The sequence below is a fragment of the Microbulbifer mixtoriginis (SeqCode) genome (assembly GCF_052467235.1).
Genome location: NZ_CP174305.1, coordinates 3,798,366 through 3,823,126 on the forward strand (window position 1 = coordinate 3,798,366; position 24,761 = coordinate 3,823,126).

The window sequence follows — 24,761 nt, forward strand, 5'->3', positions numbered from 1 at the left end:
GTCGAGGTCAATAGGGTTTTTCAACTGTCATAGGAAATGTTGTTAATTTATAAGAGGCTGGCAGCAATTGATACTTCATAGATCTGCCAGCGGCTTTTATTCTCTGTTTTTACTTAAATACTGTTGTTAATACTGACTGCTGGAGACTGAAATATTTCCGTTCTTCCTCTGCTCAATCATGGTAAATGGAAGCACTATTGTGTCAGTTGCGGTGGAAAAGAGGCTGTCTACGAGGTACACGCCGAGAAGTAAGTCGACATTTATTGATTCACTGTCTGAATGCATTTTACATATATTGTAGGAAAGACCGCTGTAGACTCTCGGGATGGATTCACAGTTGGATTTTTGCCGTTTTAAATTTGCAGAAATTTCACGGTCTGTGCTGGAGAGGGTGGTGAAAGTCCCACAGCCCGTTAACATAAGAGAGCAAATTGCTAGACTGATAGTTTTCATTAATATCGTTCCCTGTGAATGTTTAGAATTGATAGCCGAAATGTAGTTTTAGCTCGGTCCCATCTCGGAATGAGCCATCTTTATTAGTTTTTAGGTAGGATTTTCCCAAACTGATACCACCTAAGAGGCTGGCCTCGTCATATCTATTGAAGAAGTAAGTGTAGGATCCTGCGATATAGCTTTCATAACGTCCTTTATATTTGAATTCAGATAATGACTTATTGTTCGGCGATGCGCTGAGAAGGTTTGAATTTTCATAAATATAATGTTCCCAATCTAGCTCTTTTGTTCTTACAAGTAAGCCGAGGGAGTGTTTCGGGTTCAAGCTTCTTTCCCACCCAAGGGTTATTCCATACTCCTCATCAAGGTTGTCGGCCAGCCCTCCTCCGATATAAAAAGTGTCGGTCCCATAGGTGGTTGAGTACTTGATACCTAAAAGGCCTCCATATTGTGTACCTACACCAAGGCTAAGGTGGTTATTCAGATTTGCAGAGGCGAATGCGAAGGATGGGAAAAGAATACCGGCAAAAATCACACTTTTCATAGTTCTTCCATGTTGTGTTAAAGCGATTCTATTGACCTAAAGTATTCAAGGGAAGTTCCATGGTGGTTTCTAGAGCAAGAATTTTTATAAAGGCGCTGAGCACTCTTTGGAAAATGAAAAATATTTTATTAATTGATGGGATAAAAAAGTAAATCAGATTGAGAAAGAAGACTGCTGACTAGATTTTTTCTTGTTGGGGGTCGCCTGCCTACTTAGATGATTTGTAGTGGGCAGGCAATAAAAAAGGATGATACTGCTAAAGATAGCTCTATAGGTTGATCGTTAAGCTAGCTACGGGCAGGAATGGCCTGCACAACTTTAATAAAATAATCCCAGAAGTTAGCCACACTCTGGATATGCACTCGCTCTTCGGGTGAGTGGGCGCGTCGGATAGTGGGGCCGAATGAGACCATGTCCCAGTTGGGGTATGGCTTGGCTAAAAGACCGCATTCCAGGCCGGCGTGGATGACTTTTACTTCTGCATGTTCCCCAGTCATTTCCTTGTACACTTCCCGCATCATGGCAAGTAGTGGTGAGGCTGGGTTTGGCGTCCAGCCGGGATAGGCATTGCCCAGTTTGGTTTTTGCACCGGTCAGCTCGAATATGGCGGCTACGTCGAGTCCATGGTGGTCTCGGGCGCTGTCGGAGAGGCTGCGCACCAGGCATTGCATCTTTACTTGATGTTGGCCATTTTCTTCAACAGTTACTACACGAGCCAAGTTGTTGGATGTATCGGCAATACCATCCAGTGCGGTGCTCATGCGTTCTACACCGTTGGGGCAGGCGCGAATAGCACGGATTAATTTCAGCTGGCTCGCTTCATCCATAACGCTGCTCGGTGCTTCGGCTGCTTCTAAGCAAATCTCCAGCGCTGCTTCATTGTCGAATTCGCGTGCAATTTGCGCGCTCTCTTGCTCAACAATTTCCTGTAACTGTTTCTGTGCGTTATTCGGTACAACCAGAGTGCTGAAAGATTCCCGAGGGATGGCATTGCGCAAGCTGCCACCATCGAGGCTGGCAATGCGCAATTGGGGAATGCTTCGCTGAGCGGTATCAATAACACGATTGGCAATTTTATTGGCGTTACCGCGACCTTTGTCAATGTCCAGGCCGGAGTGCCCACCGCGTAGACCGCGTACAGTGAGTTTGAAAGCCTGAGCATCAGCCATCAGAGGCTCGGCGGTGTAGGGTAAGGCGGCATTAACGTCCACTCCACCGGCACAGCCGATGTAGAGTTCTCCCTCATCTTCGGTATCGAGATTTAACAGCAGGTCTGCTTCGAAATAACCTGGCTTAAGATTTTTCGCTCCGGTCATACCCGCTTCTTCATCAATAGTCAGCAGTGCTTCCAGGGCTGGGTGCGGGATATCTGTAGATTCCATCAGGGCGAGGATGGCAGCTACACCGATGCCGTTATCGGCCCCCAGGGTGGTGCCTTCTGCGGTTACCCACTCACCATCGATATAGGGTTTGATGGGGTCCGTCAGAAAATCGTGATCAGTATCGGCATTTTTCTGCGGCACCATATCCACATGGCTTTGCAGTGCCAGTGTCTGGCGGTTTTCCATGCCGGGGGTAGCCGGCTTCTTGATAATGACATTGCCAATTTCGTCGAGCTGAACTTCTAAGCCGCGATTCTTGGCAAATTCCACAATGTGTTCGACAACGCGGTCTTCATGCTTGGATGGGCGGGGAATTTCACAGAGTTTGGCAAAGTGTTGCCATAGCGGTTTAGGGTTCAGCTCAGCAATATTGCTCATTGGTGGCCTCGGGCATTGTTATGGGTTGGTTTTATGCTCTGCGTTTAAATTGGCGCAGCTAGGGCATAACAGTAAAGAGCCCGGCGGGTGCCGGGCTCTTTGGGGTTCTACTTGGCTTATTTCTCTATAGCCATTTCGTTTGCTGAAGTTTCAGGTAAGAGCTCCAGGGAGATGCGGCGTTTATCGACATCTACAGAGGAAACTTTAACGCTGATAGTTTGTTCCAGCTGGTAGCTCTGTTCGTTGTAGGTAAGGGTAAGGTGCTTGCCGTCAAAATTCGGCAGGTTCTTTTTATCCCCATTTAGGCGAACAAATCCATCAATACCAAATTCGTCCAGGCGCACACCGAGACCGGCGCCATTGACCAGGGTGATCTTGCCGCTGAACGCCTGTCCAACCTTGTCCTGCATAAATTGGGCATAAAGCCATTGCTCGAGCGCACGATTGGCCTGGCGGCCGCGGGTCAGGCTGTCCTGCAGGGCTTCGATCTGTTCGTCACCAAGCGCCGCAGCAGGGCCGTCTTGTTGGGCGGCACGCAGTACCCGATGGTTATGCAGGTCGTTGTATTTACGAATGGGGGAGGTCGCAGTGGCGTAGGCTTCAAGGCCCAGACCTAGGTGCGCTCCCGCTTTGTTGTCGAGTTGGCCGGGGCGCAGCATGCGCTTCAGAACCGACAACAGGTTTTGCATCTGTGCATCGCCATGGCTTTCCAGATACTTAACCAGGGCTAGGTAATTTGGCAATTCGCCGAGGTCTTGCTCTGCATGCTCCGGTAGTAACTCTTTGAGTAGGCTACGTACCTCACCCATGCGTTCCTCGCGAAAACCCAGGTGTACCGAGAAGCAGCCCTGTTGCAGCTCAGCCAGTTTGCCGCCAATGCTGATATTTGTGGCGAGCATGGCTTCTTCCACCATGCGCTGAGCAATATTGCGCTCCTGCTTTTCGATACGAGCGATCTTGCGCTTGTCGTCGAGGTGAATCTCGTAATCGGGGCGGTCTTCCATCGCCTGGGAGTGATTTGCGCGATAGGCAGAGCGAGCTTCAAAAACGGCAGCCAGGTTGCGCAAACTCTGTTTTTGCTCTTCTGGTACGGCGGATTCGTCGCCCTCAATGAACTGGCTCACTTGGATGTAGCTCAGCTTGTGCTGGGAGCGAATCGCAGCAAATTCATAGCGGCTCTCGCCCAGGCTGCCATCAGTGTTGATATCAATATGAACCACCAGGGCCGGGCGCAGTTCTCCGGGTACCAGGGAGAACAGGTTTTCACACAGGTTTCGCGGCAGCATGGGTAGGGTTTCACCGGGCAGGTATTGGCTGTGAGCGCGCTCGAACGCCTCTTTGTCCAGGGGGCTGCCGGTTTCTATCACACTGGAGGGGTCGGCTATGGCGATATGCAGGGTCCAGCCTTCGTTGCGGGTGGTGACGGCGAGGGCGTCGTCCATATCGCGGGTACTTTCCGCATCGATTGTGGCAAAGCCCAGTTCAGACAGATCCTGGCGCTCGGAGATCACTTCGGCGAGTTGAGCGCTGATTTCTTGCGCCTGGGCCTGCGCAGGCTGGCCAAACTGCTCAGGCAATTTGAATTGCGCTACTACATAAGCATGCTCAATACCGGGGATATCGGGCTTGCCAATGACCGTTTCCACTTTTGCCTGGGCGCGGCCATCTTTGAACGGGTGTCGATTGATTTTACAAGCGATAAACTCTCCGGGCTGTGCTTTACCGCGGGCCTTGGGAGGCAGGAAAATCCAGCGCGACAAGCCGTTCTGGCTGGGCTGGATAAAGTGCCCCTGGCCCCGCTGCACATATTGCCCAACCAGATAGTCGAGTTGGCTTTCGATCAGGGTATCCAGCTCAGCGCTGAGCTTGCCTTTTTTCTCTTCCGTGAGGCTGACGCGGACACGATCACCAGGGAAAACCCGTTCCATCTCATTGGGAGGTAAAAAAGCCTCGCGTCCATCTTCTAGCTCCACAAAGCCAAATTTGCCGTTGCTGCCGCGAACCCGGCCCTCGGCAAACTCCTTACTGGAGCGAATATCTGTTTTCAGTTGTGAAAGTTGTTTCAGAGCGTCGGCATTCAGCATCGAGTTGATCTCTCGGGGGTCGATTTAGGCGCGGATTCTACCAGACCAGAATGAAGCGGGTAACAGGGGGCTAAAGAAGGAGAAATCATATCCGTTTGATTAAGCGCAAAGATGCCGAGTTGAAGGGGCAGTCAAGATCGATGACTGTATGGCCCAGTATATTTCCGTAGGGGGCACTGTCCTAAAAAAAAATAATTCGTATGAGGATTTAGCTATTACAGTGCTGTTCTGTGCAAAATATGCAAACTTTATCTGCCGAAGCTAGATATAATCTTACCCCTAAATAAAAACAGATAAGGGCTGTGGTTGTTCCCCAGCTGTAGAACCGGCCTTCCGGAGAGGAACAGTTAATGAGTATTTTTTCCCATTCCGCCTACGATAAGCACGAACAAGTGGCGTTTTACCAAGATGCTAAGAGTGGTCTCAAAGCAATTATCGCGGTACACAATACGAATTTAGGTCCCTCCCTGGGTGGTTGCCGCATGTGGCCATACGCCGATGACGGCGAGGCTCTGAATGATGTTCTGCGTCTTTCACGAGGCATGACCTACAAGTCTGCTATGGCTGGCTTGAAGCTGGGTGGCGGCAAATCCGTCATTATTGGCGATCCGCGTAAGGAAAAGACTCCCGAGCTGCTGCGCGCCATGGGTGAGTTCATCAATACCCTGGGCGGCCGCTATATTACCGCAGAGGATTCCGGCACCAGTGTTGCCGACATGAGCGTAATTGGCGAGACCACCGAGTATGTGTCCGGTCTGTTCGCGGGTTCTGAATTCGGCGGTGACCCCTCTCCCTCCACTGCATATGGGGTGTTTGTCGGCCTTAAGGCTGCTGTCGAACACCGCTGGGGCAAAAACGACCTTACGGGTCTGAAGGTCTCTATTCAGGGGGTGGGCAACGTGGGCTTCCGCCTGGGTAAACTACTGAAAGACGCTGGTGCAGAACTGTTTGTGACCGATATCTTCCAGGACAATATCGACCGTGCGGTAACTGAGCTGGGTGCTATTGCCGTGACCGCAGATGAGATCTTTGATCTGGATGTGGATCTGTTTGCTCCCTGCGCTATGGGTGCCATCCTCAATGACGACACCATTTCCCGCCTGAAGGTGGGTGCTGTGGCTGGTGCAGCCAATAACCAGCTGGCCGAGGAGCGCCATGCAGCGGCTCTGCGCGAGAAAGGTATTCTGTATGCGCCAGACTATGTGATCAACGCCGGCGGCATTATTGATGTTTACTACCAGCAAAAAGGTGACTACGACGCCGCAGAGGTGAAGGCCCATATCGAAGAAATCGGCAGCACCATGAAAGAAGTGTTTGTGCGTGCAGACGAGACTGGCGAGACCACAGCGCATGTGGCCGACCGTATTGCTGAAGAACGCTTCGGATACCACTCTGTGACCGGTGATACGGAGAACAAATCCGGCACCGTGGCAGCATAACCTAATTCGGCACGGGAGATGTGCCGATGACCTGATCCCTGGCGATTGGCATCATCGCTTCTCTCTGTGATGTATTTATTTGGGCACTTTAGTGCCCATTTTTTTGTCTCAAGATTGATGTAGTGACCTGGTGCCTCATTCTGGTGCCAGGTTTTTGGTTCGTTACTGCGGAGGGCGAGCCGGTAAATGGATTGGATACTGGCCTAAACTTGCCATCCTGAATCCGTGGTTATTACTAGGGAGTGACAATATGGACTTGCGTCCAGTGTTCTTCAGTGTCGTTATCGCTACTGCCGGTCTTGCCGGCTGTAATCAGTCTACCGATGATACCCCCCACGCTCTTTCCGTGGACAAGGAAGCCGCAGCCAGCAGTAAAGATGCGGCTACGGATCAGAAAGCATTCGTACCGCCTCCTCAACTGGATATTCCCTTTCACAAGGAGGTTTTGCCTAACGGACTGACCGTTATTGTGCACGAGGATCGCAAGGCCCCGGTTGTCTCTACCAACATCTGGTACAAGGTGGGCTCCAAGGATGAGCCGAAGGGTAAAACCGGCTTTGCGCACTTATTTGAACACCTTATGTTCAATGGCAGTGAGAACTTTCCCGGCGAATACTTTGAACCCTTTCAGCGCTCCGGTGCTACCGATATGAACGGCACCACGAGTAACGATCGCACCAATTACTTTGCCACAGTTCCCAAGGGGGCTCTGGATATGGCTCTGTGGATGGAGTCTGACCGGATGGGCCACTTCCAAGGTGCTATTACCCAGGAGGTGCTGGATGAGCAGCGCGGAGTGGTTAAAAACGAGAAGCGCCAGGGAGAGAATGCGCCCTACGGCAAGGCTTTTGACATTATTGCCAAAAGTACCTTCCCTGCGGATCACCCCTATTCATGGACACCTATAGGTTCCATGGAAGACCTGGATAATGCCAGCCTTGAAGATGTAAAGAAGTGGTTTGCAGATCACTATCAACCCGCCAACGCTACCCTGGTTATTGCCGGTGATATCAGTGTTGATGAGGCGATGGCCAAGGCGCGCAAATATTTTGCTGATATTCCCAGTACTAAAGTGCAACCTCGAATCAAAAACTGGGAGTTACCCACCCAGGTGAAAAAGCGCGAAGTTGTTCACGACCAAGTACCGCAAACCCGTATTTACAAGGTTTGGAATGTCCCCGCCATTGGTAGTGAGGAAGAGCATGCCCTGGAGCTGATGACTTCGCTGCTGGCAAATCGTAAAAATTCCTTGTTATATCGCCGATTGGTTCGGGATGAAAAAGTAGCGACCAGTGTGAGTGCTTTTTATTACGGTCGCCAGTTGGCAGGTCAGCTGATTATTGTGGTGGATGTAAAGCCGGGGCAGCCTGTCGATAAAGTGGAAAAACTCTTAGATAAGGAGTTGCAGCAGTTTGCTAAAAATGGCGTCAGCGCAGAAGAGTTGCGCCGGGTTAAGCAGGGTGAATTCGCCAGCCTGGTAAAAGGATTGGAAAAAACCGGTGGCTTTGGTGGTAAGAGCGATATCCTCGCCCGCTCGGAATTTTACTATGACGATCCCGGCGCACTTCTGAAAGGTGTTGAAGAGTATGCCAAGGTTTCCGCTCGTGAGGTGCAGGATGTTGCAGAGCAGTGGCTTAAAGATGACTCTTACACTTTGATTATCCAACCTCAGCAGCAGTTCACCGCAGCCACCGAGGGGGCAGACCGCAGTAAGCTGCCGGAGGTGGATAAAAATGTAGAGCTGGAATTACCTAAGCAGCAGAACTTTACCCTGAAAAATGGTCTTCGGGTTGTTTTGGCTGAGCGCCACGATACGCCGGTTGTGTTAATGAATCTGCAATTTCGCAGTGGCGCCTCAGCAGACAAAAGTAAACCCGGGCTCGCTTCAGTTGCGGCACAAATGTTGAATGAGGGCGCCGGCAATCTCGATAGCTTGGAGTTTAGTGCCAGAGCAGAGGAACTAGGGGTAAGTATTGGTGGTGGCAGTGGTTTGGATTACAACTCCATCAGTATGAGTGCCCTTAAGTCACAGTTGAAACCCTCACTGGAGTTATTTTCCAAGGTAGTAACCGAGCCCAGTTTCCCCGAGTCTGATCTCGAGCGGGTAAAGTCCAATCGCCTGGATGCTATCGCCCAGGAAAAGGCACAACCCCAGGGATTGGCACTGCGTGAGTTGCCGCCACTGCTCTTTGGTAACGAGCATCCCTATGGCGCCCCCTTGACCGGCTCTGGCACACCTGAAGGCATTAAGTCGATCACTCGCGAAGATCTGGTGAACTTCCAGAATACCTGGGTGCGTCCCGATAATGCCACTCTCACCATTGTTGGTGATGTGACAGAAAAAGAGATCGAGCCGCTCCTGAATGAAACTCTGGGTGGTTGGAAAGCGCCCAAAGAGGAGTTGCCACAAATTGATGTGGCCAAGGTGGCGCGTCCGGAAAAGGCTAGGGTTTACCTCCTGGATCGTCCAGGCGCCCAGCAAAGTTTCATCATGGCTGGATTGGTGATGCCACCTTGGCAGCCGCAGGGTGCTGAAGCTTTTGATGCGATGGCCAATACAATTGCTGGCAAGTTTACCTCGCGGGTTAATATGAACCTGCGTGAAGACAAGCATTGGTCCTACGGCGCCCGAGCGGTTTCCATGGATACGGAAGGTCAGCGGCCTTACATTCTGTTTGCCCCGGTGCAGACCGATAAAACAGCCCCGGCCATCAAGGAATTAATCAAAGAATATCAGGAGTATTTGACTAACCGCCCAATTACCGAGAAGGAGTTGGAGGACTATCGAAACGATGAGGTGCTAAAACAGAGTGCACGCTTCCAAACCAAAGGGCAGTTATTGTCCAGTATCAACTGGCAGGTGGAAAAAGGCTTGCCGGAAGATTACATTGCTGATTATCCTCAAAGGGTGGCCGCGTTGAATAAGGAGCAGGTAGAGTCCTCTGCGCAAGAGTTTCTTGCACCAGATCAATTTACTTGGGTCATTGTTGGCGATCTGGAAAAGATTAAGGGAGAGGTTGAAGCCCTGGATATTGGTCCTGTAGAGGTACTACCCGCAAAAGATCAATAAAAAATTGATGTCATACTAAAAACGCCCCGGTTTCTTATAAACCGGGGCGTTTTTTATGGGCGTTTAGTGGTTTTTTTCAAAACCTGATACCCTCCACTGGGCAGGCTATTCCGAATAGTTTTTCAGAAATTTACCTCAGGCCTTGAAGCTTGGGCGCTGCTTGAGCTGCTCACGCCAGCGGATGAGGTGGGGGTGTTTTTCGGCATCCGGACGCAGATTCTGTACTTTGCCAAAATCGAGACTGCACACCATGCTGATATCGGCTACTGAGAAATAATTTCCAACCAGAAATTCATGATCAGAGAGGTGGTCGTTTAGGGCCCCCATAAATTTTATCGCGCGTTTGCCCGAATCCTCGCCGAATTCAGGATAGACATTCATGCGGTCCTTGAAAAAGCCAGAAACGTGTTGGAAGCACATTCCTACTGGAAACATTAAGTTGAAGTCGGCACGGCGATTCCACATTTCCACTAGGGCTTTTTCTTTTGCATCGCGGCCAAAGAGTGCCGGCTCCGGGTGTAGTTCTTCGAAGTATCGTTGAATCGCTACGGACTCAGAGATATAAGCGCCATCATCCAGTTCCAATACGGGAACTTTCTTGTTGATATCTTTACTGCGATATTCGGGGCTGAGGTTTTCGCCCTTGGTAATATCTACATGGGTAAATTCAACTTCGATGCCTTTTTCCGCAAGATACATGCGAACTCGACGACAATTGGGGGCGCTTGCAAACTCATAGATCTTCATAGGGCTTCCTCTCGCCTCGGCGATTGCGTTAAATTGAGCAGCTGTCCATAAAAACATTACAAATCTAAAAGAGACTTACTGGTGACGACAATGACCACAAGTTCCAAGAGAGGCTGCTTCTTTCGCCGCACAGTCACGGCGCTGGCTGTTTTTGCCGGTCTGTTTTGCCAGCAGGTTACTGCTGAAGAACTCGCTATTTATGCGGGGAAACTCTTCAATAGCAGTAATGGAAAACTGTTAGAGAATCGCACCATTCATATTGTGGATGGCCGTATTGAATCGGTACAAAAAGGGTTTGCCAAGCGGGAGCGGGAAACTCTTGTCGACTTGCGCAATTACACTGTGCTTCCAGGGTTGATGGATATGCACAGCCACCTCACTTATGAGTTTGGTCCTCGTGCTTATACGGAATCTTATACCTGGAATCCGGCAGATTTCACTCTGCGCGGTGTCGATGCGGCCAGCCGTACCTTGCAGGCGGGCTTTACCACCATCCGCAATCTGGGTGATCACGATAATGTTACCGTCAGTCTGCGGCGAGCGATTGAAGCAGGCACTATTGAGGGACCGAGGATTTACACTGCGGGAAAATCTATCGCAACCACCGGTGGTCACGCCGACCCCACGAATGGTCGCCGCCATGACTTAGTAGGGAATCCCAGCCCGGCCGATGGTGTTGTGGATGGGCCTATTTCCGCGCGCAAGGCGATTCGTCAGCGCTATAAGGATGGTGCAGACCTCATCAAAATCACTGCTACTGGCGGGGTGCTGAGTGTTGCCAAAAGTGGGCAAAATCCACAATTTATGCAGGATGAGTTGGAGGCAATTGTTGCCACTGCCAAAGATTATGGCTTTACCGTGGCGGTACATGCCCATGGTAAGGAAGGCATGATTCGAGCTATTCGCGCCGGTGTGAACTCCATTGAGCACGGTACTTACATGGATGAAGAGGTGATGGATCTCATGCGTAGGAACAACACTTGGTTTGTTCCGACTTTGATGGCAGGAGAGTGGGTAACTGAGAAATCTGCGATTGATGGCTTTTTACCTGAAATTGTTCGTCCCAAGGCCGCCACTATGGGGCCTCTAATGCAAGAGACTTTTTCCAAGGCTTATAAACGTGGAGTTAAAATTGCCTTTGGGACCGATACCGGTGTGACCCGGCATGGAGAGAATGCGCGGGAATTTGTCTTGATGGTACAGGGGGGAATGACTCCTGCCGACGCCATCCGCTCTGCAACCTGGAATGCCGCACAATTACTGCAGATTCAAGACGAGCTTGGCAGTATCAGCGAGGGCAAACTCGCGGACATTATTGCGGTTGCAGGAAATCCTCTGGAGGATATCTCTGAATTGCAACGGGTGCAGTTTGTCATGAAGGAAGGCAAGGTTTTCAAATACCCCAGCGAGCCGGCAGTGGAGGTATTTCTGGAGCATGAGGGGGATGGTTAACAGCTGTGAGTAGAATACCGGCACCGCATAGAGTTGCGGGGCCGATATAGAAGTAATTGATTATTTCAGCTCGAAGACCAGGTCCAAATTGACAGCTACGGTAGTCTCACCGGGGGCAATAGGGGTTGAAGCACTGTCTTTCATTGACTCCATCTGGCCTCTTAACATCATAGGGCGGGGCATACCGCCGCTACCCTGTTCAGAAATACTCACGATTCGACGAACCTTCATGCCCAGTGCTTTAGCGTAAATAGTCGCGCGCTCCTGGGCATCCAATAGGGCTTTTTCGCGAGCCTCAGCTTTTACTGGTTCTGGCTCGCCAATCTCAAAGCTGGGACCGTTAATTTGGTTGGCCCCGGCGGCGGTGAGGTCATCCAGTACACCTCCCAGCTCACCCAATTTGCGCACTTTGATGTTGAGGGTATTTCGCGCAGTATAGCCGACGATTTTGGGTTTCTGATCTCTCTGATAATGGTAGCGGGGAGAAAGACTGACGCCGCTGGTTTGAATATCTTTCTTGGCAATGCCGGCTTTCTTAATCGCTTTCATTAGCGTAGCCATTTGTTCGGCATTATCTTGCATGGCTTGCTTACTGTCGTCTGCCTCGGTTACCACGCCTACAGACAAATTGGCAACATCGGGAGCCTGACGTGCCTCACCTTGGGCCGCAATAGAGACCAGGGTTCCCCGTTCGGAGGGAGCCTGCCCATTTCCGCAAGCGGCGATAAGCAGAGTAAGTACTGTGATTGTCGAGAATTTTACTAACTTCATGATTTTTCCTTATCAATCGCTATGGATTTGGCATCACTCCGATGCATTAGGTGCCAAATACTATCAATGCCTTTCTGAACCGTAGCTGAGCAAGAAGGTCAGCATAACGGATCATCGCGGAGCTGTAGACAAGCTGCTTGGCAATATTGGCTTGCCACTTGGCCGGGAAAGTGCTGCCAACTTAATCAGAGCTAAATTTCTTCTGATAAGTTTCATCTTTCTTGGTAGAAAACAAAACTCAGGAGAAGAAGGTAACGACGCCTGTTAGAAACACGTGGCTGCATTCGTTTTTAGGATGCTTAATCGCAGGCTGTATCTGGCTGGCTAAATCCAACCTCCGTAATTCTTTGAGCCAGAGCTATCGGGAGAGTGGAGATTATAAGGTAGTCTTGGAAGAAGCTCAGTCAGTGTGCTCTATTCGCCTGGAGAGGCTATCGGGGAGGCCCAATGTGTCTTTCGCGGGCGGACGGGCGAAACCACCTGCGCGGGCGATACCTGGGTTGAGCCGTACAAGACCCTCTGCCTGCACGACAGCGGCAGGGACTGGATCGACCACAGGAATCGGCAGTCTGCCAGAAATCTTTGTGGCAAGACCGGCGAGCGGTCCTCCAGCGAGGATGGCGACATCTGCCCGGTCAGTGTATGCAGCTTCTTCTACGAGCTGAACCAAGCTCTCGCTAAGCTCTTCCTGTACAGTTTCGATTGATTGGAAACGCTCGCTAGGTAGGCGAATGCCGGTGAAGCGATTTTCGAGACCGGCACGCAGCACACCATCACGAAACCAGTCCGCCAAACTATCGCTAAATGTGACTATCGAGAAGCGCTGGCCAAGTGCACAAGCGGTCAGCATTGCCGCCTCGGCAACACCGATCACGGGAATGTCGAATAACTGGCGCGCACCAATGAGACCTGGGTCCCCGAATGCAGAGATGATGACTGCGTCTACCTGTGTGTGGTGTTCAGCAATTGTCTCGAGGATATCACTAGCGATAATTTCGGCCTCGACCCGGCTCGAAATATAAGGAAAGCCGATCTTGGCGGTGGTTGCTACGATTTTGGTGCGCGGAGATGCAACCCTTTGTGCGGCGCCCGCCATTAGTGACGTCATAGATTCTGTGGTATTTGGGTTGAGGAGAAGCAGCTTCATGATTAGGTCCGGGCTCTCCAGTTTTTAAGGTTACATCGTCCGCAAAAGTATGGATCAAAGTATTGATCAATAGAGGCTGCCGGCTGGCTTAGCCTGTTAATCAGCATAACAGCGCCTCCGAATTTATTTGGGGAGAGCCAAAAACCTGCTGATAAGTTTCATTTTCATCATGGTAGATAGCAAAGCCCAGGCGCAGCAGCTGTTGGCGCCTGTCACAAAGGACTGCTCGGGCTTTCAGCTCTTTTTGTAGCTTTTCTGAGTTTTCTGTTGTGCCGCAATCGAACGTGAAAAAGTGGCCATGGCCCTCCTTCAGGTCGTGGTGAATTAGGCGCTCCCGGTTGAGTAGCGGGTGGCTGTTTTTGTCCATTGTGTTCAGGAAGCGGCTTTGGGCATTGAGGACATAGCGGTGGATTTTATCTACGGTGATACCTTCGCGTCGGAATAGATCGAAAATGGAAAGACCCTTGTACAGGCAGGAATAATCCATAGTTGCCCCGGCAAATCTCAGCCAGTTGTCCGCATAGCTGACATGGCCACGGCGATTTTCAGGCTCCGCAATTTCGGCAAACCAGCCGGTATTTAGTGGTCGTAGGGAGCAGCCGCGAGGAATGCTCATAAAACACAGCCCTTCGCCGGCACCCAGGTACTTATACGAGCCGGCAGTAAAAAATGCTTTGTCAGCAATACCACTCAGGTCGATTGGGCGGGCAAAAAACCCATGGTAACCGTCGACTACAAACTGGGTTTGGGTTGGCTTCTGCTCGACGATTCGCAATAGGTCGGGGAATACCACGCCAGAATCGAAAAACACCAGGCTGGCATAAGCCAGTTGGTAGTCTCCCGTATGCAGTTCCTGCTCAAAGCGCTCTGCCAGGGTGGAGAAGGGGTGTTTGGGTATACGGGTTACTTGTATGTTGGGCAATTCTTCCAGCCGCTGCAGCTGGCGGGTGAAGCTGTAAAATTCTCCATCTGTAGTGAGGATATGTAGGGGTTCAGTGATGGGAAAGGCACTAAGTAGCCGGTAGACAAGCTCGTGGGTATTGGGGGCAATAGCTATTTGAGAAGCGTCGGGGAGGTTTAGTGTTCGAGCGACGGCACTTTGCCAGGCGGGTATTTTTTCCTGGAAAATAGGTCCCCACTTGTCATCGGCGAGCAGTGCCGCATCCTGCCAGTATTGTTGGACTGCCTCCAATGTCACATCGGGCCAGTAATGATGGGAGTGACAGGCCATGTGCAGCATGGAGGATGGGCTGCCGCTGGGTGCTTGAGAAAATGCACGATAGAATTTTTTATACATTTGCTTTTCGCCAGGCGAAGCTGAATTATTTATTATTCCGCGATTGTAGATCCTGGCAACAGGAAGGAGTAGAGGGTGAGATACCTGCACACAATGGTCCGCGTGGCCAACCTGGAAGAATCCTTAAAGTTTTACTGTGAGAAGTTGGGCTTGCAGTTGGTGCATCGCAAAGATTATGACAAAGGGCGTTTCACCCTGGTATATCTTGCGGCCCCTGAGGATGTCGATAGTGCTCGCCAGCATAAAGCGCCCACGCTGGAACTCACTTACAACTGGGATTCGGAGTCCTATAGTGGCGGGCGAAACTTTGGCCACCTGGCTTATGGAGTGAATGATATCTACGCCGTCTGCCAGAGAATGATGGATGCGGGGGTTACGATCAATCGTCCCCCTCGCGATGGCCATATGGCCTTTTTCCGTTCGCCGGACGGTATCTCAATTGAACTGTTACAAAATGGCGAGCCCCTGGAACCGAGGGAACCCTGGAAGTCGATGGAGAACAGCGGCGAATGGTAATTGGCCCTGGCAAGGCTCTCATTTGACTTTGGCTTTTAGGTAAATTGATAAGGAATTTATGTGAAGAACCGCAGTTGCATTTTACTGGCCGGCGCCAAAGCGGCGCGTAGGGTTCGCGAGGAGGGATTACATCAAGGGCAGTTCTCAACCTTGGTGGGAGCTTCTGGGGGCCCCAAGTGGCTGGTTATCAGTCAGCTGGATCGGGTTCTTATGGGGGCTTTTTTTAAAGGTCGCAGTGAGCCTATTGCGACGCTGGGTTCATCAATCGGCAGTTTTCGCAATATGTGCTACGCCATGGAGAATCCTTTGGCGGCGCTGGAACGTCTTGAATATGGATATATTCACCAGAGCTACGGCGATACCAAGCCCACCCCGGCTGAGATTACGGCGACGGGTGGTGCGATTCTACAGGAAGTGTTAGGGGAAAGTGGTGCGCGCGAGGTGGTGGAGAATCCCTTGTGGCAAAGTCACTTCGTGACAGCGCGTGGGCGTGGCCCCCTGGCAAGTGAAAAGCGGGCCATTCTCGCTCCGGCGCTCTTCACGTCTGCGTTGGTCAATGCGGTTTCCAGACATAGCCTTAAAGCCTTTTGGGAGCGCGTAGTGTTTCACTCCCGGGCCCAGGCCACTGTGAAGTTTGGCAATCTGAGTACGGCGAATACCCCCCTCACTCGGGAGAATGTTCGTGAGGTGGTGCTCGCCAGTGGTTCTATACCACTGGTAATGGCGGGTGTGCGCAACCCGGCTGGCGCACCCTTGGGAAATTATCGCGATGGCGGGATTACAGACTACCACTTTGATTTGCGCTTCAGTCATCCACGTGGATTAGTGCTCTACCCGCATTTCTTCCCGTTTATGGTGCCCGGTTGGTTCGACAAGGGGTTGTCCTGGCGACGTGTGCGTGGCGATGCCATGATGTCGACACTACTGATCGCACCGTCGCCGGGATTTGTGGAGCAGTTACCATTTGGCAAGATCCCGGATCGCAACGACTTTTATAAGATGCCCTCGGATGAGCGTGTGCGCTATTGGAAAAAAGTGGTGGAAATGAGCCGGCAGGTGGCAGACGACTTTTATGAAATCTGGCAGACCGGCCGGGTAGCAGATCATCTTATCGAAGTGGGTTCCGATGATTTGCCCCATAAGTTGCAAAAGGTTGGGGCCGCATGAAGATGGCACCAGAATTTAGCCCTCCGCAGGAGGAGTTTCGCACTACCCAGGAGCGTGTGTACTTTCAGGTGCGAGATGCCATTCTGCGTGGCAAGTTTTTGCCGGGGCACCCGGTCACTATCCGGGGTTTGGCGGCGGACTTGAATTGCAGCCCGATGCCTGTACGTGAGGCCTTGCGGCGCCTGACCTCGGAGCGAGCGCTAGAGCTGTCTGATACCCGCCGTGTCACTGTGCCCACCATGACGCCAGAAAAGCTCGCAGAGATTTGTGCGGCACGGGTTGCGCTGGAGTGTCAGGCCGCAGAGCAGGCGCTGCCCTTTGTAGGACGGGGGGCCCTCGAGCGGTTACGACAGCTAGATGCTCGAGTCACTAAAGCGCTCAGAGAGAAGGATATCGAGGAGTATGTGACGGCCAATCTCGATTTCCACTTTACCCTCTATCGCCTGGGGCATCCCCATATCATCCTCTCGCTGATAGAGAGCCTATGGCTGCAAACAGCTCCCCTGCAGCACCTGGTGTTCCAGCGCTTCGGTGTACAAGAGTTGCCGGACCGTCACGAGGACCTGCTTGGTGCGATTGCCGATGGCGATGTGGCGCGAGTGCGCCTTGCTATTCGTCAGGATATTGAGGAGGGGCTCGGCTCAATTCCCGCCGAAGAATTACTCTAGGGCTTGGGCAGGCGCTTTTACAGCCATATTTATAGGAGCCAGCCCAGGCCAACAAGCCCGACCTTTTTAGCCATCTTGATAGGTCACTGTGAGAGTCTTCACGTATCCCTGTTGTAAGGGTTCTTGTTGCCGCAATTTCAGGTCAGGATTTTCTACAAGCTAAGGGTAACTGCGGTTCTGGACCCTATTGTTAACCTGAGGCATAGATAGATCTTGCGCTTCCGTCAGTCTCGCCACTAGAATGTGATCACAAATTTTGGAAGCAATACCCTGTCCGGCAAGGCACGTTAATGGGCTCCGGAGGGTAGGTGATCAATTGCGGGATGACTCATTCGATGCATGCGGGCTCTCGTCCGGTGCTGTGGAGAGCCCCCAGAGCAAAGCCAGGAGCGAAATATGAACAAAAGTGAGCTGCAACAACACGACCGCGAGCACCTGCTGCACCCCTTTACTGACTTCAATGACTTGGGGCAACAGGGCACCCGGGTGATCACCAGTGCTGAAGGCGCTTATATCACCGATATCGATGGTAATCGTCTACTGGATGGCATGTCTGGTTTGTGGTGCTGCAACCTGGGTTATAGCCGTAAGGAAATTAGCGATGCAATCTATGAGCAGCTGAATACCCTGCCGTTCTATAACAGTTTCTTCCAGTGCACTACCGTGCCATCTATCGAGCTGGCAGATGCCCTGGCAGAAGTAACTCCCGCCAGTATGAGCAATGTGTTCTTCACCGGCTCCGGTTCTGAGGCGAATGACACCAATTTGCGCCTGATTCGCCGTTTCTGGGATCTGCAGGACAAGCCCGAGAAGCGCATTGTGATTTCCCGCAAAAATGGTTATCACGGCTCCACCATCGCCGGTGCCAGCCTGGGTGGTATGAGCGGTATGCACAAGCAGTTCCAGCCGCTGGATTACATTGAACACGTACAGCAGCCTTACTGGTTTGCTGAGGGCGGGGAAATGTCCCCAGAGGAGTTCGGTATTCAAGCCGCGCGCAGCCTCGACGAAAAAATCCAGGAGCTGGGCCCTGAGAAAGTGGCCGCCTTTATTGCCGAACCTATCCAGGGTGCAGGTGGTGTGGTCATTCCGCCGGAAACCTACTGGCCAGAAGTGAAGAAAGTATTGGATCAATACGACATTCTGTTGGTGATGGATGAGGTGATATTCGGCTTTGGGCGCACTGGTGAATGGTTTGGTGCAGATTACTACGGCCTCAAGCCGGACCTGATGACTTTCGCCAAAGCGGTGACCAATGGTTATTTCCCTCTCGGCGGTACCATGGTAGGTGATCGCGTTGCTGATGTGATCAAGAGCAAGGGCGGGGAATTTACCCACGGCTACACCTACTCTGCGCACCCTGCGGCCTGTATGGCAGGCCTGGCCACTATTAATATCCTGCGCAATGAGAAGATTATCGAGAATGTGCGCGATGTGACTGGCCCTTACCTTGCCAAACGTTGGGCAGAGTTGGCTGAGCACCCCATCGTTGGTGAGGCGCGCAGCCTGGGTATGGTCGGCGCTTTGGAACTGGTGAAAGACAAGGCCAGCCGCGCCCGCTTTGATGATGACTGCACTGCCGGTGGCGTATGTCGTGATCTGAGTATCAAGCACGGTTTGGTCATGCGTGCCGTGGGTGATGCCATGGTGATTGCGCCGCCACTGATTATTACCACTGAGCAGGTGGATGAGCTTGTGGAAAAAGCGCATCGCGCACTTGACGACACCGCTAAAGCTCTAGCGTAAACTCGGGGTCTAGCCCCTTTTTTGGAAGCGGCGCAAGGCTGTCACCCACTATCCGTCAACGGAGAATGCAGGTGACCGCTCTGGGCCGCTTCTGCGGTTTGACAGGATTACCTCAGGCAACTTATGTCACAAGAAAAAGAATTTACTGCCCAACCAGAACTGTTGGAGCAGTCGCGCAAATTCCTGGCAGAACACACGGACCTAAAGTGGATTGAAGGCTTTATGTTCGATATCAATGGTGTCCCCCGCGGCAAATGGCTACCAGCAGAAGCGGCGGAGAAGCTGCTGAAGGGAAGCCTGCAAATGCCGCGTAGCGCTGTCAGCCTGGATATCTGGGGGCGGGATATTGAAGATAGCCCTCTGGTGTTTGCCAGTGGTGACAGTGATGGTGTTTGTCTGCCGGTATCGCCGATCAGTCTGGCGCCCTGGCACCGGGAGGTAACAGCACAGCTGCATATGCAGTTGCACGAGGCGGATGGCTCTTCGCTCTATGCCGATCCACGTGCCCAGCTGCAGCGGGTGGTGGATCGCCTGCAGAAGCTCGGTTATACCGCAGTCTGTGCCACCGAATTGGAATTCTATTTGTTGCGCGATGACGTTGATCACTTGGCGCGCCCGCGCCCAGTCAGCGACAACGATGCCGAACTGGTGCCCTCTACCGATGTATATGATTTGTCTGAGCTGAACGCGCAGCGTCACTTTTTTGCCGATGTGCGTGCCGCTTGTGAGGCGCAGGGTATTCCAGCTGATTCAGTGCTCTCAGAGTGTGCGCCCGGTCAGTTTGAAATTAACCTGTTGCACAGTGCCGATCCTGTCAAGGTGGCGGATCAAACTCTGTTATTTAAGCGCCTTCTGAAAGGCGTGGCGCGCAGCCACGGCTTCCGTGTAAGCACTATGGCTAAACCCTTTGGGGATCAGGCTGGCAACGGTATGCACGTGCATATGAGTTTGATTGATAGCCATGGTAAAAATGTTTTTGATGATGGCAGTGAAGAGGGCTCCGAGCTGCTGCGTCAGGCAGCGGCAGGTATGTTGGCAACCGCCAATGATGCGATGGCTTTCTTTGCGCCACACAGCAATTCCTATCGCCGCTTCCAAGAGAGTTCTCACGCGCCGCTGAATCTGTGCTGGGGCTACGACAACCGCACCACCACTTTGCGAGTACCAGCCAGTAATCCCGAGGCTCGTCGTATCGAACACCGCATTGCCGGTGCCGATGTGAATCCCTACTTGGTCTTGGCGGGTATTTTGGCCGGTGTCTGCCACGGAATTGAGAACCAGTTACAAGCTCCCGATCCGGTTGAAGGCGATGCCTATCAGGTGCAAAGCGAGCAACTGATCAATACCTGGAGTGGGGCACTGAAGCGCTTTGATAAGAGTGCCTTGTGGAGAGAATATCTCGATCCTCGGTTTGTCGAACTTTTCCTTATGCTGAAGCGCCAGGAGATGGCGGAGATTGGCGCCCGAGTTACCGATGTGGAATACCAAAGTTATTTGCATCGGGTTTAATCACGGTTTCTCGTGCGCCGGCGGCATAAATACTGAACGGCTTTTACGACAGGAATGCCGGCAGGGACACAGGATAGAACGATACTCTGCTATACCTAAATTTAAGTGCGTAACGTACTTGAAACTCTCCTCCTGAAAGTGTGTTCGAGAAACCTGGCCCGCCTTTTGGCGGGCATTTTTTTGCCGGTCAAAAATAAATATATAGGCTATTTTTCCATCTCTTTTGCTAAAAATTCTTGTCACACTTTTCTTTCTATTCATCCTGCCTCTGATGACTGGGCTGAGAGTAAACCTGGCGCAGGCAAAAATATTTTTAAATGGGGTATGCGCAGCGCAGAGATCTGGTGTAGTTCATCGGCTGATAATGTATTTGATAGAAGTTCGCTGCGTACTTTATTTGGCTTCAGAAGCCACGCGGAAGGGCAGACTGGCCAAGAGAGTGGATTACTTCTGCCTAGCAGTCATTTCCCCGCCAGTGTATTCTTCCGCTTTATCAGCGTAGGGCCCCGGATTGGTCGATTGCTTTAGCCAGGCTTCACAGCAGGGGCTGCCTTTTTGATTAATGAGTGTGGGTCTCAGAACAAGCAGATGGGGAATCTATGACCGCCTTGGGAAATTGTGCAGACGGTCCAATGGCTGGCGAGACACGGCCACTAAAAATATGTCTACTGGGATATCGCAGTCATCCGCACAGTGGTGGCCAGGGAATTTATCTCCGTTACTTGAGTAAGGCTCTGGTTGATGCCGGCCATTCGGTCGATGTGATATCCGGCCAGCCCTACCCAGAGCTGGATGAGCGGGTGAACTTGATCAAGATGCCCGGACTCAATCTCTATGAAGTAGAAAAGCCCAGCCGTGCCCTTAGACCAAAACATCTGCTCTCTTGGGCAGACTTCTTTGAATGGCTGAGTAAACTGACCGGCGGTTTTGCCGAGCCATATACTTTTGGTCGTCGCGTGCGTAAATACTTACGTCAGCATGGTCCCCAATACGACATAGTTCACGATAACCAATCGCTTTGCTATGGGCTGTTGGATATCGAGCGTAGCGGCCTCCCAGTTGTTGCCACTATTCACCATCCCATTACCCGCGATCGCCAGCTAGCCCTGGATGCGGCGCCGGACTGGCGCTTTCGTTTGTTGGTGCTACGTTGGCACAACTTCCTGAATATGCAAATCAAGGTTTCGAGGAAGTTGCGCCATATTGTCACGGTATCGCGCCAGTCAGAGCGGGACATCATCGAACAATTCGGGGTGGCGCCGGAGCAAATACACCTGATCTATAACGGTATCGACACAGAGATCTTCAGCCCCGATAACAAGGTGCAACGCCAACCCTTGCGTATTATGACGACCTCTTCGGCGGACCAGCCGCTCAAAGGGCTTGGAATCTTACTGCAGGCCATGGCCGGATTGCGTGAGCGCTTTCCTGAGCTGGAGCTATTGGTGGTTGGCCGTTTGCGCAAAGGCGGCGCTACCGAAAAGCTGTTGCAGAAGTTGAAACTGCAAGATGCTGTGCAGTTTGTTTCTGGGATTTCCAATGAAGAACTGGTGAACCACTACCGCAGTGCAACAGTAGTGGCCTGCCCATCACTGTATGAAGGGTTTGGCTTGCCTGCGGGTGAGGCGATGGCCTGTGGGGCCCCGGTGGTTTCCAGTGATGGAGGCGCGCTGCCAGAAGTTGTCGGCGACGCCGGCATCGTCGTCCCGGCCGGTGACAGTAATGCGCTGGCGGAGGCCCTTGGTCGTGTTCTGGCGGATAAATCTTTGCAAGCGGATATGGGCGCTCAAGGCAGGGCGCGTATTGAAAACAAGTTCTGTTGGAGTTTGGCGGCATCGAACCTGGTGGCTTACTACCGGGAAATACTTGGCGAGTCTGTCGTGCAACAACAGAACGAAACGGGCTTAGTCGATACAGATGTTAGCGGTGCGGAGGCTGCTTAATGATTACTGTAGATCCGCAACACCTGAACCTTCGCCCGGGACAAAAAGTTTTGGACCTGGGCTGTGGCGAGGGGCGTCACTCCATTCATTTGATGATCACTGATGAGGTGGATGTATACGGCATCGATCTGTGCCTAGATGATGTGTGTACCGCCAATGAGCGGGCAGAGCCTTTTAATAATTCTGAACACGCCAAAGGGCGCCTGTTACTTGGGGTTGCCAATGGTTTGCAGCTGCCGTTTGCCGACGCTACATTCGATGTGGTGATCTGCTCCGAGGTATTGGAGCACATTCATGAGTACAAAGCGGTTCTCGCAGAAATTGACCGCGTATTGAAGCCCTCAGGTATCTTTGCCGCTACTGTGCCGGCGTATTTTCCCGAGTGGGTCTGCTGGCAGCTTAGCGATGCGTATCATCAGGTGGAGGGGGGGCATATTCGTATTTTCCGTGAGCGAGAGCTGCGTCAGAGTATTGAAGCCCTGGGACATCGCCATTTCGCTCGGCACAAGGCGCACGCACTGCACGCGCCCTATTGGTGGTTGAAATGTCTGTTTTGGGATAAGCCAGATAACCGCTTGGTGAAAGCTTACCATCGCTTGTTAGTGTGGGACTTGATGAAGCGGCCCGCACTCACGCGTGTGGCTGAAAAGCTGTTGAATCCTCTTTTGGGGAAAAGTGTCGCGCTCTATTTTGTGAAAGCGGAGCAGCGGGCGCCTGAGCCCCTGGGTTTGGCAGGGGAGGTGAACCCATGAGTGAAACGATATTGCCCCCCAAAAAGAGTACAAGCCTTTTCCCCGTAAGTTTTGTGCGTGATAGCGCAGCCTATATCCTTTCCCAGCAATTACCCGATGGCTCAATCCCCTGGTTTAAAGGGCACTATGCCGATCCTTGGGATCATGTTGAGGCGGCCATGGGATTGGCTATCGCCGGAGAATTTGGTGCCGCGGAGAAAGCCTATCGCTGGTTGGCGGATATTCAATTGCCGGATGGCAGCTGGTGGGCGGCTTATAAAGATGGAGAGATCGATAACGGTGAGCGTCGGGAGACGAATTTTGTCGCCTACGTAGCCACTGGGGTCTGGCACTATTTCCTGATCAGTGGTGACAAAGGTTTTCTACAGCAGTACTGGTCGATGGTTGAGCGCGCTATCGATTTTGTCCTGGGTCTTCAGACTGAATACGGTGAAATTCACTGGGCCGTGGATGCCGGGGGACAGCCCAAAGAGGATGCCCTGATTACCGGCTGTGCCTCAGTTTTTAAAAGCCTTGAGTGTGCGATCAATATTGCCAGTGTGTTGGGGGTGGCTCGACCGGAATGGGTGCGGGGGCGCACGGCATTAGGTGAGGCCCTACAGAGTAAGCCCGAGCGTTTTGACCGTACCTGGGAGAGCAAGGCGCGTTTTTCCATGGATTGGTTTTACCCTGTGCTCACTGGCGCATTTACAGGCGAAGCTGCGCGTGCTCGGCTACAGCAGCGCTGGGATGAGTTTGTGGTGGCCGGTTTGGGTTGCCGTTGTGTCAATGATGAGCCCTGGGTGACCGTGGCGGAATCCTGCGAGTTGACTATGGCCCTATTGGCCTCGGGGCAGCGGGCGCGTGCGGAGATTATTTATCGCGGCCTGCACCGTTGGCAGGACAGCGATGGTGGCTACTGGACAGGGTATGTCTATCGAGACCAGGCGGTTTGGCCCGAGGAGAAAACCACCTGGACCGTGGGTGCGATGTTGCTTGCGGCAGATGCACTCGCCGACCTGACGCCGGCAAGCGGTTTGTTTACCTCGGTGTGCCTGCCTTCAGATACGGCGCAGGATGCCCAGGGTGTCGACAGTTTCGACCAGCTCGAATTGAGCGGAAGCTAGAGCGAGCTTGTAAATGTCATAGGGGGCTTGGCCGCCATCGGCGGGGTCGGGGAATATATCGTGAATGGCCAGGTAGCCGCCTGGCACAATATGCCTGGACCAGCTGCGGTAGTCGGTCAGTGCCGCTTCAAGGGAGTGGCCTCCGTCGATAAATACCAGGCCCAGTGGGGTATTCCAGTGGCGCGCGGCCACCGAGGAGGGAGCTACCACGGGCACAACCCAGTCTTCCAGTTCGGCCGCTCTCATATTGGCTCGAAAGGTTCGGAAGCTGTCCATTAGGTTGGCTTTTTGGTCAAACAAATCGGGATCGTGGTATTCCTCACCCGGTTGATGCTCCTCGGAGCCGCGGTGGTGATCCACGGCAAACACGACACTGTCGGTTAGTTTGCAGGCTGAGGCTAAGTAGATTGTGGACTTACCGCAGTAGCTGCCTACTTCGAGGCAGGGGCCGAGGCTGCTGGTCTCAGCGGCAAGATGATAGAGCGCTTCGCCCTCGTGGGCAGCGAGGAACCCCTTGATGGCTCTGATATCGATGGGCAAATGAATGGACATATTTTACTGCTTGCTATTTTACTTGGCCCAAACACTAA

General features: G+C 52.2%; 21 protein-coding genes. 12 read left to right on the top strand and 9 right to left on the bottom strand.

Translation table 11 applies throughout. From position 1 onward, the window contains the following. Positions 1-126: 126 nt before the first annotated feature. The 4 genes from ACJJIO_RS16580 to ACJJIO_RS16595 all read right to left on the bottom strand — a co-directional run bounded on the left by ACJJIO_RS16580 (position 127) and on the right by ACJJIO_RS16595 (position 4,841). Positions 127-453, bottom strand: coding sequence for a YceK/YidQ family lipoprotein (locus ACJJIO_RS16580; protein WP_444884263.1), 327 nt, complete (start codon positions 451-453; stop codon positions 127-129). Positions 454-475: 22 nt separating this feature from the next. After that, positions 476-997: a hypothetical protein gene (locus ACJJIO_RS16585; protein WP_444909138.1), complete on the bottom strand. Its 522-nt coding sequence runs from the start codon at positions 995-997 to the stop codon at positions 476-478. Between the two features lie 287 nt (positions 998-1,284). Next, a complete protein-coding gene (locus tag ACJJIO_RS16590; RefSeq protein WP_444909139.1) occupies positions 1,285-2,757 on the bottom strand; it encodes an aminoacyl-histidine dipeptidase in 1,473 nt (490 codons plus the stop codon). 116 nt (positions 2,758-2,873) lie between these two features. After that, a complete protein-coding gene (locus tag ACJJIO_RS16595; RefSeq protein ID WP_444909140.1) occupies positions 2,874-4,841 on the bottom strand; it encodes a VacB/RNase II family 3'-5' exoribonuclease in 1,968 nt (655 codons plus the stop codon). 350 nt (positions 4,842-5,191) lie between these two features. Here ACJJIO_RS16595 and ACJJIO_RS16600 point away from each other — a divergent pair, with 350 nt between their 5' ends. Both ACJJIO_RS16600 and ACJJIO_RS16605 read left to right on the top strand, forming a co-directional pair. Continuing rightward, the gene (locus ACJJIO_RS16600; RefSeq protein WP_444909141.1) at positions 5,192-6,280 is read left to right on the top strand and encodes a Glu/Leu/Phe/Val dehydrogenase dimerization domain-containing protein; all 1,089 of its coding nucleotides are present in this window, start codon (positions 5,192-5,194) and stop codon (positions 6,278-6,280) included. A gap of 250 nt (positions 6,281-6,530) precedes the next feature. Beyond that, positions 6,531-9,350, top strand: coding sequence for a M16 family metallopeptidase (locus tag ACJJIO_RS16605; RefSeq protein ID WP_444909142.1), 2,820 nt, complete (start codon positions 6,531-6,533; stop codon positions 9,348-9,350). A 135-nt stretch (positions 9,351-9,485) separates the two neighbouring features. Here ACJJIO_RS16605 and ACJJIO_RS16610 read toward each other — a convergent pair whose 3' ends face one another. Further along, positions 9,486-10,097 carry a glutathione S-transferase family protein gene (locus tag ACJJIO_RS16610; protein ID WP_252082433.1) on the bottom strand — a complete coding sequence of 204 codons (612 nt, stop codon included), beginning with the start codon at positions 10,095-10,097 and terminating at the stop codon, positions 9,486-9,488. Between the two features lie 90 nt (positions 10,098-10,187). Between ACJJIO_RS16610 and ACJJIO_RS16615 the strand changes: the two genes are divergently transcribed. Continuing rightward, positions 10,188-11,549: a metal-dependent hydrolase family protein gene (locus ACJJIO_RS16615; RefSeq protein ID WP_444909143.1), complete on the top strand. Its 1,362-nt coding sequence runs from the start codon at positions 10,188-10,190 to the stop codon at positions 11,547-11,549. A gap of 60 nt (positions 11,550-11,609) precedes the next feature. Here the strand turns inward: ACJJIO_RS16615 and ACJJIO_RS16620 are convergent, their stop codons facing one another. From ACJJIO_RS16620 to ACJJIO_RS16630, 3 genes are all read right to left on the bottom strand, one after another. Further along, entirely contained in the window at positions 11,610-12,320 is a 711-nt protein-coding gene (locus ACJJIO_RS16620) for an SIMPL domain-containing protein (RefSeq protein ID WP_444884270.1), read from the bottom strand. Between the two features lie 400 nt (positions 12,321-12,720). Then, positions 12,721-13,467, bottom strand: coding sequence for an aspartate/glutamate racemase family protein (locus tag ACJJIO_RS16625; RefSeq protein WP_444909144.1), 747 nt, complete (start codon positions 13,465-13,467; stop codon positions 12,721-12,723). A gap of 100 nt (positions 13,468-13,567) precedes the next feature. Beyond that, positions 13,568-14,764 (bottom strand): hypothetical protein, encoded by a 1,197-nt coding sequence (locus tag ACJJIO_RS16630; protein ID WP_444886757.1) that lies wholly within the window; start codon positions 14,762-14,764, stop codon positions 13,568-13,570. Positions 14,765-14,839: 75 nt separating this feature from the next. On the opposite strand from ACJJIO_RS16630, the gene gloA reads away from it, so the two are divergent. The 9 genes from gloA to ACJJIO_RS16675 all read left to right on the top strand — a co-directional run bounded on the left by gloA (position 14,840) and on the right by ACJJIO_RS16675 (position 24,171). Then, positions 14,840-15,280, top strand: coding sequence for a lactoylglutathione lyase (gloA, locus tag ACJJIO_RS16635; protein ID WP_252082423.1), 441 nt, complete (start codon positions 14,840-14,842; stop codon positions 15,278-15,280). A 60-nt stretch (positions 15,281-15,340) separates the two neighbouring features. Then, entirely contained in the window at positions 15,341-16,447 is a 1,107-nt protein-coding gene (locus tag ACJJIO_RS16640; RefSeq protein WP_444909145.1) for a patatin-like phospholipase domain-containing protein, read from the top strand. Between the two features lie 2 nt (positions 16,448-16,449). Then, positions 16,450-17,115: a GntR family transcriptional regulator gene (locus tag ACJJIO_RS16645; RefSeq protein WP_444909146.1), complete on the top strand. Its 666-nt coding sequence runs from the start codon at positions 16,450-16,452 to the stop codon at positions 17,113-17,115. A 339-nt stretch (positions 17,116-17,454) separates the two neighbouring features. Then, on the top strand, positions 17,455-18,861 hold the full coding sequence (locus ACJJIO_RS16650) for an aspartate aminotransferase family protein (RefSeq protein WP_286036970.1): 1,407 nt from the start codon (positions 17,455-17,457) through the stop codon (positions 18,859-18,861). 123 nt (positions 18,862-18,984) lie between these two features. Further along, positions 18,985-20,370 (top strand): glutamine synthetase family protein, encoded by a 1,386-nt coding sequence (locus ACJJIO_RS16655; protein ID WP_444884276.1) that lies wholly within the window; start codon positions 18,985-18,987, stop codon positions 20,368-20,370. 165 nt (positions 20,371-20,535) lie between these two features. After that, complete coding sequence (locus ACJJIO_RS16660) at positions 20,536-20,898, top strand: hypothetical protein (RefSeq protein WP_444909147.1); 363 nt, start codon at positions 20,536-20,538, stop codon at positions 20,896-20,898. A gap of 71 nt (positions 20,899-20,969) precedes the next feature. Continuing rightward, positions 20,970-22,313, top strand: coding sequence for a glycosyltransferase family 4 protein (locus ACJJIO_RS16665; protein ID WP_444909148.1), 1,344 nt, complete (start codon positions 20,970-20,972; stop codon positions 22,311-22,313). Next, complete coding sequence (locus ACJJIO_RS16670) at positions 22,313-23,065, top strand: class I SAM-dependent methyltransferase (RefSeq protein WP_444884278.1); 753 nt, start codon at positions 22,313-22,315, stop codon at positions 23,063-23,065. Before ACJJIO_RS16665 ends, ACJJIO_RS16670 begins: the two co-directional genes overlap by 1 nt. Continuing rightward, positions 23,062-24,171 (top strand): prenyltransferase/squalene oxidase repeat-containing protein, encoded by a 1,110-nt coding sequence (locus ACJJIO_RS16675; protein ID WP_444909149.1) that lies wholly within the window; start codon positions 23,062-23,064, stop codon positions 24,169-24,171. Before ACJJIO_RS16670 ends, ACJJIO_RS16675 begins: the two co-directional genes overlap by 4 nt. Here ACJJIO_RS16675 and ACJJIO_RS16680 read toward each other — a convergent pair. Continuing rightward, positions 24,106-24,723, bottom strand: coding sequence for a class I SAM-dependent methyltransferase (locus tag ACJJIO_RS16680; protein WP_252082408.1), 618 nt, complete (start codon positions 24,721-24,723; stop codon positions 24,106-24,108). The two genes, ACJJIO_RS16675 and ACJJIO_RS16680, sit on opposite strands and share 66 nt — an antisense overlap. Positions 24,724-24,761: the final 38 nt, after the last annotated feature.